This window comes from Arenibacter nanhaiticus (genome assembly GCF_900141935.1).
In the GTDB taxonomy this organism is placed as follows: domain Bacteria; phylum Bacteroidota; class Bacteroidia; order Flavobacteriales; family Flavobacteriaceae; genus Arenibacter; species Arenibacter nanhaiticus.
Map to the genome: position 1 here is coordinate 1 of NZ_FQYX01000052.1, position 15,174 is coordinate 15,174.

The 15,174-nt window shown below is 34.5% G+C and carries 8 protein-coding genes and 1 pseudogene; 1 reads left to right on the forward strand and 8 read right to left on the reverse strand.

What is annotated here, in order from left to right:
• From BUA16_RS17480 to BUA16_RS17515, 7 genes and pseudogenes are all read right to left on the reverse strand, one after another.
• Nucleotides 1-385 (reverse strand): annotated as a pseudogene (locus BUA16_RS17480) (hypothetical protein); the annotation flags it as partial.
• A gap of 1,576 nt (nt 386-1,961) precedes the next feature.
• The gene (locus BUA16_RS17490) at nt 1,962-2,456 is read right to left on the reverse strand and encodes a helix-turn-helix domain-containing protein (protein WP_072766010.1); all 495 of its coding nucleotides are present in this window, start codon (nt 2,454-2,456) and stop codon (nt 1,962-1,964) included.
• A gap of 50 nt (nt 2,457-2,506) precedes the next feature.
• Nucleotides 2,507-3,589 carry a GTP-binding protein gene (locus BUA16_RS17495; protein WP_072766011.1) on the reverse strand — a complete coding sequence of 361 codons (1,083 nt, stop codon included), beginning with the start codon at nt 3,587-3,589 and terminating at the stop codon, nt 2,507-2,509.
• A 314-nt stretch (nt 3,590-3,903) separates the two neighbouring features.
• The gene (locus BUA16_RS17500; protein ID WP_072766012.1) at nt 3,904-6,684 is read right to left on the reverse strand and encodes a GH116 family glycosyl-hydrolase; all 2,781 of its coding nucleotides are present in this window, start codon (nt 6,682-6,684) and stop codon (nt 3,904-3,906) included.
• A gap of 609 nt (nt 6,685-7,293) precedes the next feature.
• Nucleotides 7,294-8,868 carry a RagB/SusD family nutrient uptake outer membrane protein gene (locus BUA16_RS17505; protein ID WP_072766013.1) on the reverse strand — a complete coding sequence of 525 codons (1,575 nt, stop codon included), beginning with the start codon at nt 8,866-8,868 and terminating at the stop codon, nt 7,294-7,296.
• Between the two features lie 18 nt (nt 8,869-8,886).
• A complete protein-coding gene (locus tag BUA16_RS17510) occupies nt 8,887-12,267 on the reverse strand; it encodes a SusC/RagA family TonB-linked outer membrane protein (protein WP_084668557.1) in 3,381 nt (1,126 codons plus the stop codon).
• Nucleotides 12,268-12,367: 100 nt separating this feature from the next.
• Nucleotides 12,368-13,528, reverse strand: a complete 1,161-nt coding sequence (locus BUA16_RS17515) for a FecR family protein (RefSeq protein WP_072766014.1) — start codon at nt 13,526-13,528, stop codon at nt 12,368-12,370.
• Between the two features lie 117 nt (nt 13,529-13,645).
• Between BUA16_RS17515 and BUA16_RS17520 the strand changes: the two genes are divergently transcribed.
• Nucleotides 13,646-14,245: an RNA polymerase sigma factor gene (locus BUA16_RS17520; RefSeq protein ID WP_072766015.1), complete on the forward strand. Its 600-nt coding sequence runs from the start codon at nt 13,646-13,648 to the stop codon at nt 14,243-14,245.
• A 631-nt stretch (nt 14,246-14,876) separates the two neighbouring features.
• Here the strand turns inward: BUA16_RS17520 and BUA16_RS17525 are convergent.
• On the reverse strand, nt 14,877-15,174 hold a 298-nt coding region (locus BUA16_RS17525), incomplete at its 5' end, for a transposase (protein ID WP_143150528.1).

Below are 15,174 nucleotides of genomic sequence, written 5' to 3' on the forward strand. Positions count from 1 at the left end.
TGCACCAATAGTAATAGTGGTGGCAGAACTGGCTGTACTCATAGCCATCCTTGTGGGTTTGCCTATATTCCTTCCATAGCAGTTGCAAAGTAACGCCTACTTTGGTAAGCTCTTTTTCCATGTAGGGGAATAGCTTTTCTAATGCTGAATACCGGGGATTCTGCGTTTTCTTCCTAACATTGATCTGGTCGATGAGTTCACTGTCGCTCATCCCAGTAATGACCGAAATGGAAAGCCCACTGCTTTTAAAGCCTGCAATATACTGGCTAGCAGCCGTTTTCCCGACACCCGCTACCTTGGCCGCCTTACGGCCACTGAAGCCTTGTTTAAAATATAGTCGTAATAATTCGCGTACTTCTCTCATACCTATAGGTTTGTTGGCCATTACTCTTCCTTTTAAAAGTTAATGGCACTAAGATGAGAAAAGTGTCCGTTTTGCTCCGGAATAGCTGTCCGCCTTGCAGCGGAATCACTGTCCGCTTTGCCCCGGAATAGGTGTCCGTTTTATTCCGGAATGACTGTCCGATTTCCAGCGGAATGGGTGTCCGTTTTCACCGGATTGTGCACTTAACCTTAAATAACTAATTTTTAGTGTTTTATAATATGTAACACCGCTTTAGCGTGTTACCCTCTTGCTATTCCCCTCTTTTGGTTCCCAAAAGAATGTTAGAAAACACCACCCTCGAGAATTATGGTTGTCTATCGCAAATAGTTCTAAACCGGGCTCTACATTTCATTTAAAGAAATACCAGCATTTTTATCCCCCACTCCCCTCCTCTCATTCTTTTTTTTATATCCTTTTTTATCATCCCAATTTGGCAACGATTTTGGCTTATTTAGGATTTATAAAAAGAGCGCTAGAAGTGGTCCAAAAAAGCAGAAAAAAAGCGCCTGATTATGCAATCCGATTAAGGCGAAATCGGTTCATTTTTGTGATGAAAAAGGAGCTATAAAACAATGTCATTTACCTATAAAGGATACCGTTTTAATTCTCAAAAAAACACTTTAGTTTTTTTCTAATTTAATATCACCAAATCCGGGCATAGTAGTAAACTAGTAATGGACTAGCAGTGGACAAGGAGTGGACTAGCGGTGGTATCATATACAAACATTAATAAACATAAAACAAACATATTTAAACTCTCTAGAGAAAAATAAAAAAGACATCACCATTTTTTGATCACTTAACAAAACAAGCAAGAAAGATCAGTTTAAAACCAGCTTAAACATGCCTTATTTGCTATTTTAATTATGATTACAGACACTCTAACCTACTTTGAATGGTAAGTATTGTCGGCCTATTAATTAACACCTCAGAAGCCTTTAAAATACTTTTTATACTGTAAATTACACGATTACGGCAATTTACTACCAAATAGTATCATTTCACACTACTTTCCAAAATAAAATATTTTATAAAAAATATAGGTCCAAAATCATTGAAAAATCACGGCGGAATTAAGCCGATTTTCTCTTTAGAAAATGGCTTGTTTCCAAGACCGTTTTTACGATGCTTTTTTGCCGAAATTTTATGGAGGTAAAAAGGCGGAGTTTCCTCTGCAATAATGACAAGCATTTTGTACTTTAATAACATTTAACAAAAAAATGTTCTTTACACTAATTATAATTTAAACCAAGCCTTAAAAATTTTATATAACACTCAAAATACACAACATTGTTTATGTTTTCGTTGTTATTTAATTCCTCTGGTCTATATATCGAAAACTCTTTGCTATAAGCTTTAAAAATAAGCATATCAAAACCTTCTACCTCCCAAGTAAAATGGCTTCCCTACATATATGTGTTTTTAAAAGCTAGTTGGTAATTAATTGGGGTTTCTTCCCCTGCTAGTAAGTGCTGTTCCTACAAGTTTCAATAGCTCAAATCGACTTACATCTTAAAAATAAAGCTTAAACGCCCTATAGTCTTTATTAAGACTTACCCTTAATTACTCTAGGCCATTAGGGAGTTTCATTGGAGACCACTAGGACTTGTTCATCTTTTTTGTGATGCGATTTTCTTAGATGCTTTTTCCTGGTTTGAAAGTGGCGTATCATATAAGCTCTTAAGGTCTGATAGTTAATGTCTTGACCATGGTGTTCCTTGACCCAGTCAACAGCATGCCAATAGCCCAGAAATGGATCTTTCGAGTCATTTAATTTGGCTTTTAGTGCCTTGTGGAGGTGTTCGTCTATGATACCTTTATAGTTTCCACCACTTTGAATTGTTGTCAAGGAATCAAATCCATATTCTTTATACTGTTTTATCCAGGTCTTTAGGGTTGAATGTCCTACACCGATAAATTCTGCTAAATCTGCTTGACGCTTAAATTTATCTTTTTTCAAGAGTATAAGACTTTGTATGCGCTGTCGAACCTTAAAAGAGTTATTAGTAATTAAAGCCTTTTCCATAGTTTCTAAGCTCTCTTCTATTTCTAATTTTGATATCATTCCCATAAGCGAAAGATAATTAAGCTAATTTTATATTTTAATTGGTTTTAAATTCTTCATCGGTGTGTTGGTTCAGGCCGCGATGGTTTAAAATAGTTAAGCGTTTTGGTTTCGAAACAAATTTTTTCCTCAGCATAGACACTGATAATATCGTCCATAATTGCTTTTATAGTTTCTGGACTTGTTTCTGCCCGGATATTTACAGCTATGCGCGCAGACGAACTGCTAAACGGCGTTCCTTGCTTACTCAAAATTCTACCTGTTCCTGTAAGATTGGCATGTAATTCTGATGAACCACTTTTTAAAAAAGTTTTCATGTGTTGCAATGCTATTTTTTCATGCTGAAATAATTCTTGTAATAGTTGCAAAAATTTGGATTGAAACTCTCCCCAAGGAATTAAATAGTGCTTAATATGATTTACTATAAAATCAGCATTATACCACCCCATCGCTGCCTCCCCATCGGCATAAACATCATAATCTATATCTAATTCTCGTGTACCTACATTTACATCAGTGTTCATGACTTCCAACCAGTCTTTCACCCCTTCCTTATGCAAAGCCGAAATCCATCTTTGAGAGAAATAAGGAAATTTCACTTTAAGAAACTCTTTTAACTCAGCTTTCTCAATAGTGCTCATCAAATCTATCTTATTGACTATCAAATAATCAGCCTCTTCCAATTGTTTTAAATAAATATAGTTGGTGCCTTTTTTTGTGTCTACCTCAGAAGCAAGCATTTGCTGCAATTTAAAAGGATCTATTAAAACACAGAGCGGTGCTAATTCAAAATATTGCTGGTAATAGTATTTTATGGGATTTACCAATGTTACCACCAAATCAGTACAACTACCTACAGGCTCAGCAACAATGGTGTCACATTGTGCGATATCTCTCAAATATAAAGCAGCTTGCATCAATCCGTCGAAATTGCAACAAAAACAACTTCCTGATATTTCTTGCACATGGGCTCCACTGCTTGATAAAATTAAGGTGTCGACCAATCCTTTAGCTTGATCATTGGTTATCAATCCAACTTTTTTACCTTCTTCCTGAAATAATCGAAAAATGGTATTTAGAAGAGTGGTTTTACCCGCACCTAAAAAACCTCCTATGATTATTAGTTTTGTTTTCTTCATTGAATTTTATTTAAGTTAAACCTTTAACAACTATAGGACAGTTATTTTATCTGAAAAACATTGATCACCAAATAACCCTGAAAACAATCTATTAAATTCGTTCCTATTTCTTTTATAACTCATGGTAAAGTAGAACCATTACTTATGGTTATACCAATATTTTATTTCTAATCTAAAAAAGCATACATCAATATTATTTTCAACCATTTTAAATTAATTTAGATTTACAATTGATTTAATTTAGGTCTGGGTTCTGAATTTACCTTTAATTTCCCTCTACAAATTTTAACTTATATTGACTGCTCCTTTTTACTTTAAAATCTTATAATTGATTCTATTTGATCTCCCGGTTTCAATAAAACTTTATCAAAAAACCAAATTAACTTGTCGTTTTTCTTAGATAATTCACCAGTTATACTGACACCATTAAATTCCAATACTGATGATGAAGGTTTGACTCCTTTAGGAATTACAATTGAAAGTTGTTTTAGATATAATTTCCCATGTTTAATTTCCAACATATTGGTTTGCTCAACTGAATTACGTTTCTGAACAAAACTTCCCCAGCCTTCAGCTACAGTAAATGGCGCTTTAAAATCTTCAGGGGTAATTTTAGGATCAAATTCTATTTCGCACCTTGGCCCATGATAATCGAATCCGCAAACAGCCAATAATACACCATAACTTGCCATAGATCGGCTATAATGGTCACTACACTCTATTTCATTAAAAGGGTTACGTTTTCTGGCATTATACCTATCGTGAATAACTTTTGCTGTTGCCAGTCCCTTTTCAAGAAGTCCTTCCCATATCATATGTACGGCTACCTGATATTCAAAACCATTCATTACCTCATCAAAATAGATACCAGGACCGCTCCAATGGTCAGGATTTTCTTCTCTGCTTTCCATACCAGGAACAGCTTTTTCTGCCCCTCCTTTTGGCCAAGTGCACATGAGTGTTCCCGCTTCTCCTTGAGTAGCATATATCCTAGGTCCTTTTATGGCTTTATGCGCTTTTTGATAGGCAAATGCATCGGGAGCAAAATTGTACTTCCAAATGGATTCAAGGGCACTTATTGTTTCTATTTTAGGAACAACTCTGTCGGGCACCCCCAATTGCGATGAGAAACTTTGTCCTAATACTTGATCTATATGGCATCCGTCGTTCGAATTAATAGCTAACGGTTGGTTTTCGAAATCTGGCTTATGAATAAAATATTCACCATTAAACACTTCTTTTACAATGTTTTCCCTTCCTCTTTCCAATAGGGTATTACATTCATTTGCAAAGGTTGTATCTTCCATTTCAAGCGCCATTTGCTTTCCTGTTGCTAATGCTCCAAGATACAGAGAACTTATCCATCCCATTGGACCATACCAAGCGGCATCCAGTGTATTGGTCTGCTTCCCTTCTAGCAAACCATCTAAGTTTTTATCTTCCCTTATAATGAATTGAACTGATTTTTTAATTTTAGAATAATTGGTTTTTAAGAAAGTGTTGCTGTTTGATAATTTGTGTTCACGGTACATACGCATAATAGTGCCACAATGACCGTCATGTGCTACTCGCCTTTCATTTTCTGCTCTAAAAGCATATTCACCTGTTTCGTTTATATATCCTATATTGGATACTAAATCGGTTTGTTCTCTAAGATTACGTTCTGCCTGAGGAAAAATACGTGCCATGGCTTGGGCATATTGCCAAACGTGTTGACATGTCCCTGGACAGCATTCTACACCTTCCCATCCCCAAATACGACCATTACTAAAACGTAGCAAGGTATTAGTTGCCATTAAATTAATTGGAATAAAACTTCTATCTAAAAGCCAGTAAGGCAAAGTGGAATCATAATACGTTTTATTCCAAAGTCGGGTAGCCCCTACCAAGGCTTCAAAATTTGTACATATATAATTTGCAACGTCATCTGCAGATTTAAAGCGAGTACTATAATGTAGTTTTAAATCTTTAATTCCGGTTACGCCCATTAAGTCTTTATTATTTTCCGGTTGGTTATTTAGATGAGGAAAATACCAACCTAACACAAAAGTCACTTCTTTTTCTTCTCCAGGTTTTAAATTAAAACATTTCCCTAATACATTGATTTGTGTTTTATTTAGTGGACTTGAATAATTCGTAGTTTTATTTTTTTCTTCTAAGGCCGAAAATATAGCAGAGGTCTCACTATCCGGATTTATATTAAAAGCTGCTAATGACTTCCCATTATAAATACTCCAGGACATAGAGCCATAGCCCTCCATTCGTAATAAGTCTTCTTTACCTTCTGTTTGATAAAACAACGTCGAACGATTACTTTTTTCAATTAAGGTAACTTTTCGGTTACCAAATTTTTCATTTTTAGTATAAGGGCAAACGGCATTTTCTAACCATCCTGCTAAACTAACTTTAACTTTTTCTGACGACGTATTCTTAACCTTATACGACAATATAGTAGCGGGATTAGAAGACTTGTCTAATTCTCCAGGAATGAAAGGGGAAAAAGCTTCCAAGTTAATTTCTACTGGGAGATCTGGATCTTTATAGGCTATCTTAGAAATGGGGTATTCGCCTCTAAAAGATATATTTTTAAAATTTTCTTTATCTAAATTTTTAATAATTTCATTTCCTTTTTGCAAAACTTTTATTGCAACCCCCTGACTTACGGGGCGCTCCTCACGATCAAATATATTGTCAGGATACGCGTAATGAGCCCCTTGCTCCATTCTAATAAGTAATTCACTATCTGGATTTCTATTATAACGTGTACGGAAAATATGCCACATCCATAACTTTCCATCACCGCTTATATAAAGTTGGCCACAATTAATACCTCCGACCGGCATCCCTATATACTTTAGCTCGCCTTCTGTTGCTTTGAACACGTCGGGCACCCCCCTTTCATACAACGATTTTATCCACGCCTCAGATAGTTTTTTATCTTCGGGAATGAGGTGTCCATTCTCGTCGTAACGAAATGGTCCAGCAAATACAGGCATCGTAGGAAGCCCAGCCACAGTAAGCCCCAAAATACTTTTCTTAATAAAAGACCTTCTAGAGTCTGCAATTCTTTTCAATTCCTTGTTTTGTTCCGTCATATTTGTTTAAAATAAAGAGCGATTAATGAGATTTTGTTTTAAGCATAAGAATCTAGCATAACATGGATAGCCCATCCAAAATGCTTCATTCATAGAATAATCTAATAATTGAATTTTAACTACTATTTGAACACTATTAACAGAGGATAGCTGAGCTTTCACAACTAAGGTTTGAAAAATATTTATCAACATCATTTCAAAATAAATAGATGCAAAAGAAGTTGCTTTGTTATGAATCGAGAGCACTTTCAATATCTTCCATATATGAAAGGTCACTTAAAACTATATGAATTACATGAAGGAAATACCTCCTTTATAAATAATAACTGGGTTGAAACACAACTTTAACCTATTACTGAAAACAACACATAAACTACTGTAAATGAAGTCTATTATTAAAAAAGAGTTTACATAATATTCTGCATTGACTCTTAATCTGACAACCCATCATTACTTGAAGAAAATATTCATAGAATGACCATTTGTATAATTACAATTTTTCAACCCAGTTTAAAAGTTATCTTGGTTCCTCTTATTTTTATGCATTAACTTGTTAAAAAGTAAAATTTCAAGACAAAAGTAAGATTACTTTTGCCTTGAAATAATAAATTAATAGCCAGAGTTTTGCGAAAGAATCCCTGATCCAATGGCATCTATTTCAGATTGAGGTACAGGCCATAGATAATGTTTGGATACATCAAAGACTCTCTTTTCTATTTCTTCTCCCCTTGCATTAAATATGGGGCCATTCATAGTGTTTTCTGCTGTTCTCCATCTACGCATATCAAATACATTTAGCCCCTCAAAACAAAGCTCCACTCTTCTTTCTCTACGAATAATATCTCTTAATTTATTTTGATCTGTAGTTGTAATTTCAGGGTAGTTATCCGTATCAGACCTAACGGTACCATAAGCTCTAGCCCTAACATCATTAATGGCATCTAGCACACTCTGATCTATAGAAGGCTGTTCTATTTTGGCCTCCGCATAAGTTAGCAGCATTTCTGCATGTCTAATTAAAATATAATTTCCATAAGATGTGCTTGCTGCTCCCGAATGATCCTCATCAAGACCTTTTCTAACATAATAACCAGATCTTGTTGAGTTACCAGTAACCGCTATGCCATCAGGATTTCCATCGATAGTGTTCAAGGTTGAACCTCTCCATTCTGATCCATTTCTATTCAATGCCATATCTAATCTTGGATCGCGATTATCGAAAGGATTCTCTGGATCGTAAACTTCTGATTGCTCAATGCTCTTTCCATCAGTAGCTTCAAAAGAATCTACGAAAGATTGTAAAGGCGACAAGCCTCCCCATCCAGAATATGAAGGTGGCTGAAATAGTATATTCCTATTATTAGGTTGAGTTTCAGAAGTAAATTGTATATCAAAAATTACTTCTCTATTGTTTTTATTCTCTTTTTTAAACAATTGCTCGTAATCTGGAAATAAATTAAAACGGTCCGAAGAAATAACAATTTTCGCAGTTTCCGCTGCATCTTCCCAACGTCCTTCATATAATAACACTCTTGCCTTAAGTGCTTGTGCAGCACCCGAAGTTGCCCTACCAATATTAGCTCCTGAATAATTAGCTTCTAAATTCTCTGCCGCTACATTTAATTCACTTAATATAAACTCAACTACTTCTGGTTTAGGTGTTCTCGCAACTTTAGCCCCTTCCACATCTGTAGGCTCAGTTAAAAGAGGTACATCACCCCAATTATATACTAAATGATGATAATAATAGGCTCTTATAAATTTTGCCTCTGCTTGCAACCTCAATTTAAGGTCTTCATTAATGTTCTCCACATTTTCAATGTTTGCCAAAAAGACATTGGCTCGTCGTATTCCACGGTAAAACATACCCCACCAATTGCGTATATCACTAGTGGTAGCAGAGTGTCCCCCTAAGGCTATTCTTCTTGGGTCACCTGGGATATAAACTGGTGTACTATTATCGGACCACCCATCCATTAAGGTCCAATAAATCTCAAATTCCCATCCTATTGACAATGTATTATAAACCCCGGTAATTGCCTGAATAGCATCTTCTTCGGTCTTAAAAAATGATTCACTAGACAACTCGTCTTTTGGTGCCACATCTAAAAAATCGTTACTACAAGAACTTTGGAATAAAACACCAAAAATTAAAAATACTATATATAAAAACTTATTTTTCATAATTCTTACGATTAAATGTTAAAAACTAATATTAAGCCCTGTGGTTAAAGTTGTAACTTGCGGATAATAATTACCTCTACCTATTGGCGCCTCTGGGTCAAAACCTTCAAAAGACGTAATGGTCCATAAATTATCTGCACTCACATTCAACCTAAATCGCTGTATTCCAAGACTCTTAACTATATTACTAGGCAATGAATATCCTACCTGAAGATTTCTAAGTCGTAGGTAGCTTGCATCTTGTGCAAAAAATGAATTCGTTACATTATTTCTGTTGGAATTCGCAAGTGACAATCTTGGGTAAGAAGCATTTGGGTTATCTGGTGTCCACCTATCCAAATGCTTTCTCAAAGCCTTTCCTGCATTAAAAAACGGTTCTGCTGCCTCTCGATTTAAATAACCGGTTACCTTTCCCACACCTTGCCATACGAATCCTAAGTCAAAGTTTTTATAGTTAACACCCATTTGTATTCCGTAATTAATTTCAGGAAATGCATTTCCTAAGACAACTCTGTCGTCTGATGAAATAACATTATCTCCATTTACATCTCTATATCTAAGATCTCCCGGACTCGTACCTCCAAATGTTGCTGCTTGATCAGGCGCTGAATCGATTTCCGACTGAGACTGAAATATACCAATAGCCTCATATCCAAAAATACTGTTGATAGGACTACCAACTTTATCTACTTGCTCTACACCAAACGGATTCGAAAAATTAGCGGTATTATTAACACCAGTCCCTTGGCTGCTCAATTCATTGCTTATTAGTGAAAAGTTACCATTAACATAATAATTAAGGTCATCGCCTAAGTTATTTTTGTGTCCTATAGTTACCTCTATCCCTTTATTTTTCATCACACCAAAATTACCTGGTGCAGGATTTGCTCCTAAAGTTAATGACGCAGAACGATCGGCCATTAAAATGTTCTTAGTTTCTCTTGTAAAGTAATCAAGAGTCAGCGTTAATTTATTATTAAAAAGACCAGCATCTAATCCTAAATTTACATTGGTTGATACTTCCCATGTAATTGAAGGATTAACCAAATTAAGATTTTCAGAAACCCCAGCATTAAGGGCTCCACCAAAAACATAATTTTTTCCAAATACGTAAGTTGATTGGTAAGGATAGTAAATGGAATTTCCATTTCCATCACGAATATCCTCATTTCCTAACTGTCCCCATGAAGCACGAAGTTTTAGCTTATTAATAGCCGACGAGGCAAAGAAATTTTCTTCAGATATTTTCCATCCTGCCGAGAATGAAGGAAAAACAGAAAACCTATCATCAGAAGCAAAGCGACTTGTACCATCATATCTAAAGTTGGCTTCGAATAAATATTTATCAATAAAAATATAATTAAAACGACCAAAAACTGATCTTAATTTAAATTCGTAACCACCACCAGAATTTACTTCGGTGTCTTGGTTTCCTGCATTAAGTTGATTAAGCGCATTATTAGAAGGTAAATCATTGATTCCTGCAGTGATGCCTTCTTGCGTAATTTCTCTTTGATTATATCCTAATAAGGTATTAAATGCATGATCACCAAAAGTTTTTTCGTAAGTAAGTAAAGCTTGAAGGTTTATATCTATTAATTCTGAACGGCTTTCTTCTAAACCACTCCTAACGACTCTAATAGGAGAGTCATCATTTACAGTCCCATAAAGTTGAAATGAATGACCAAAATTTTTGCCCTTATTAAAATCATTAGTAACACCGGCTATTCCTTTTAATTTAAGCCCTTCAAGAAATTGATATTCTGCTGTAAAATTTGTTATTACCTTATTTCTAAACTGTTTATTAGTACCACCATCTTCTACTTCTGCTAAAGAATTTGTTTCTCCCAAATAGTTACCCCATAATCCATTAGAAAACCTATTACGTACTGTTGGTGGTTCACGAAAGGCATGCTGAATAATAGATCCAACCCCTAAACTAGGTTCTAAAATATCTTCGCGCGTTAAGGCTAAATTAACCCCAATATTAAAATCAGTCGAAATTTCACGGTCAAGATTTACTCTTACAGAATATCTATCATAGGAAGTATTTTTCATTAAACCGTTACGATCTAAATACCCCACCGAAACAGCATATTTCGTTAATTCGTCTCCCCCTGCAAGACTTACATGGTGGTTTTGCTGGAATCCAGATTCTGAGAATAGTTCATTAATTTGATCTGTATTTGCAAAATTATCTAAATCGTTACCATTTCTAAAAGCATCAATATCACTAGAAGAATAAAATGGAGCTTGCCCATCATTTACCAAAGCTTCATTAAATAAAGTAGCAAAATCGGCCGATCCTAAAAAATAAGGTAAGTTTGATTCTTTTTGAAAACCAATGTAAGTATTATAATTTACCTGTAATTTTCCCTTAACACCTCTTTTAGTTGTGATAAGCACAACACCATTAGCTGCTCGTACCCCGTATATTGCAGAAGCTGCAGCATCCTTCAAAATAGAAATATTTTCTATATCGTTTGGATCTATATTTTGAAACGTAGACTCCATGCCGTCTACAATAAATAATGGGCTGGTACTATTTAATGTTCCTAAACCACGAATAGTGATATTACCTGTATCGGCACCTGGTTGTCCTGAACTTTGGAGAACAGTAACCCCTGGCACAAACCCAGTTAACAAATTAGAAACATCCGTAGCTGGACGACTGTCTAAATCCTTCGATGACACCGTTGCTACCGAGCCAGTCAAGTTTATTTTCTTTTGACTCCCATAACCAACTAACACGACCTCATCGAGACCTGTTGCATCTTCCTCCAAGGTTATGGTCATATCTGTTTGATCTTTTACCGAAACCTCCTTGGCTATAAAACCTAAATAAGAAATTATTAATATGGCATTTTCATCTACAACCGTTATAGAAAATTTACCATCAAAATCAGTCTGTGTGCCATTCACCCTTCCCTTTTCAAGAATGTTTGCTCCTGGTAAAAATTGCCCAGATTGGTCCAATACAACTCCTGAAACGCTATATTGCTGATTAACATTTTCTTCATTTAAGACAACACCTTTTTCTTTAATTATGATAGTATTTTCATTCGTAAACTCAAAATTCACATAATCGTTAGAAATGCTTTGCTCCAATAGGTCATTAGCGCTAATTACTCCCTTCTTTAATCGTACCATAGGAGAATTCTTAAACAAATCTTGATGATAAATGAATTCATAATCAGATTGGTCACTAATCATCCTAAAAACCTCATCTACAGTCACTGTTCTATCGAAATCAACGATGATTTTTGAGTTTTGTGATAAAACGTTATTTGGTGTTACACCAAACACTGAAAAGAAACATAAGAAAATGAATGTTCTCATAATGATCATTAAAAATTGTTTTCTATACAGAAAACGTGCATTGGTTAATTTAAAATCCATAATTTTACATAGTATTGGTTGGTTAAACTTTTAATCAATTATTCGCTATAAGGAGGGAGAATTATTTACTGTGAGATGTTGATATTTTGGTCCCTCCTTTTTATTTCAATATTATTTGTTTACCTCTTTTTTCATAGTCGTTTATATAATTAGTGTTTTTTATTAATTGTAATATTCCCTCTAAGTCTCGCTCCTTGCTTAACTCTCCATTAAATTTAACTTCCTCTAGTGATTTACTATCGAACTCAATATTTACATCATACCATCGCGATAATACTTTTGCTATTTCTTTTAATGATTTTTGTTGAAAGACGAACCTTCCACGCACCCATGCAATTTCTTCTTTTACATTAACCTCTACCACCTCCATCAAATTATTTGTAATATTTAGTTTTAATTGTTGGTTTGGCACTAATACTTGTTTTTCTGTTAAGGTATTAACCTTTACTTTTCCTTCAACTAAAGTGGTATATATATTGAATTCATCTTCATAAGCCTTTATATTAAATTCGGTTCCTAACACCTCAATTTCTTGAGCATCATTAACCACTTTAAATTTTGCTCCATTATTTTCTGTACTCGGAGAAACATCAAAATAAGCTTCTCCATAAACTAACTCAACTTCCCGGGTTTCTCCATCTATAAATCTTATAGGAAATTTTAATTTAGATTCAGAGTTTAACCAAACTTGAGTCCCATCTGATAATTTCACAAGAAACTCTCCTCCTCTTGGAATAGTTAAATAATTGTAAGTAATTTCATTTGAAGTTTGTTCTTTTGAACTATACACTATTTGCTCTCCATTACTATCTGCATTTTGTAAATGGTACTCATTACCCTGAACCAATTCAACCTCTGACCCATTCTCCAAAGTTAGGGTAGCTTTATTTTTTCCAACACTTATATCGTTCCCTACGACTACGGGAGAAGTATCGATAGAAGTCTTAAAAGACTCTTGATAAACGAAATGGCCTAATCCTAAAATTATAATTGCCGCTGCGGCATATTTTAAACCCCTATATAATCTATACTTAAATAATAAACCCTTGTCTTCTCTAATTTTACGCAGGTATTGCTTTTTGGCATTTTCAGATTTAAACTCATTCAAATTTATATCCATTGCGTAATTGGTCCTTACATAACTTTTAAAAATCTGTTTATTCTCTTCCTTTTTCAACCAATCCGACAATGTTTCTAAATCATCTATATTGGCGGTATTCATCAAAAATTTAACAAGTGCGTTTTCTATCTTTTCATTCATTTTGAAAAAACTCTTTTATTATATTACGTTTGCCAATTTCAATCACCCACAAATTCTGTTAATTATTTTTTTTTTAAGTTTACATTAAATAAAAACGTAATTTCTCACAGACAAAACTTGAAGGCAGATTATTCAAACAATAAAATTCTTGTTGAACACTTAATTAAAGGCGATGAAAAAGCTTATTCCTATTTGATGGATACTTACTACCATAAACTAAGTGTTTATGCCAAAAGTCTGTGTCGAGATATTTATATGTCTGAAGATATTGTACAAAATGTCCTTTTGAAAGTTTGGAACCATCGACAAAAATTAAACGCTAAATATTCTCTTAAAAGTTACTTATACCAAAGTATCTATAATGAATTCATAGATCAGCACCGAAAAAAAAGCAGACTTTTGTCATTAGAAGAAGAATATATCAAAACACTTAATGAAATCGTCAACGAGGAAGATAACAGTGAACTCACCAGATTAATTACTTTAGTAAAACAAGAAATACAAATTCTTCCTCCAAAATGTAAAGAGATTTTTATTTTAAGTAAACAAGAAGGGCTGACTTATGGAGAGATAGCGGAACATCTAAATATTTCTTTCAGAACAGTAGAAAACCAGATGAGCAAAGCTTTTTTTATTATCCGAGATAAAGTAGGAGATAAAGTACATACACTTTTGTTTTTATTATTTAATAAAAAGTTATTCCATAATAAACATTGAACCGATATTTTCCTTTGGGTATGCCTATGAAAAATAATTTCATTTAGGAACTGATTTAAAATGATTTAACCCAGCACCTAACAGGTATATGCAGTTTTTGGACAGCTTTGTTTACAACAAATCATATATATTTATACGACTTCATCAGTGAGTAATGATAATTTATTTTTTTTGTACTGCCTGTTTTACTTAAAAATCCGAGAATTCAAATAGTGTGTTTGCAATTTTTGTTATCAAAATACTTTATCTACCGTATGAGAAATAAAATGGCTTGTGAATTAGGATATAAAGGAAGTATACAAAAAAGGGCGACCCGATAAAAAGCGCTCACCAAGCCGCCCCAAACATTAATTTTAACCAATACATCACTTTTTTTATTCAAAAGCTGCCATCTAATATCATCTAAAATTAATAGGGCTTCCTACACGTTCGTTACCTATTCGGTGAGCATTTATTTAAACAAGCCTTGAAACCCCTATAAACAGGGGTTTTAAGGGGTAGACACTAGACCTCCGGCATCCCGTGCGCGTGAATATAAAAAACTGAATTAAACTGTAAACACAATACTCACATAATTTGACACTATCCCGTAAACTGTGTAAGTTTAAAATAACAGGGGTTGGACTTTTATCTAAAGTCTGACCCTTTTTTCATAGATCGTCAGGAACTGATTTAGGATGATTCCCCAGTTCCTTACTGGCATGGACCACTTTTTGGTCGCTTCCCTCACAGCCAAATATACGGATTTCATCACCGCATCATCCGTAGGGAAGGAAAGTTTGTTCTTGGTATACTTTCTAATTTTCCCGTTCAGGTTCTCGATAAGGTTCGTAGTATAGATTATTTTCCTGATCTCTATCGGGAACTCAAAGAATACCGTGAGCTCTTCCCAGTTGTCCCTCCAGCTCTTTATGGCATAGGAGTATTTG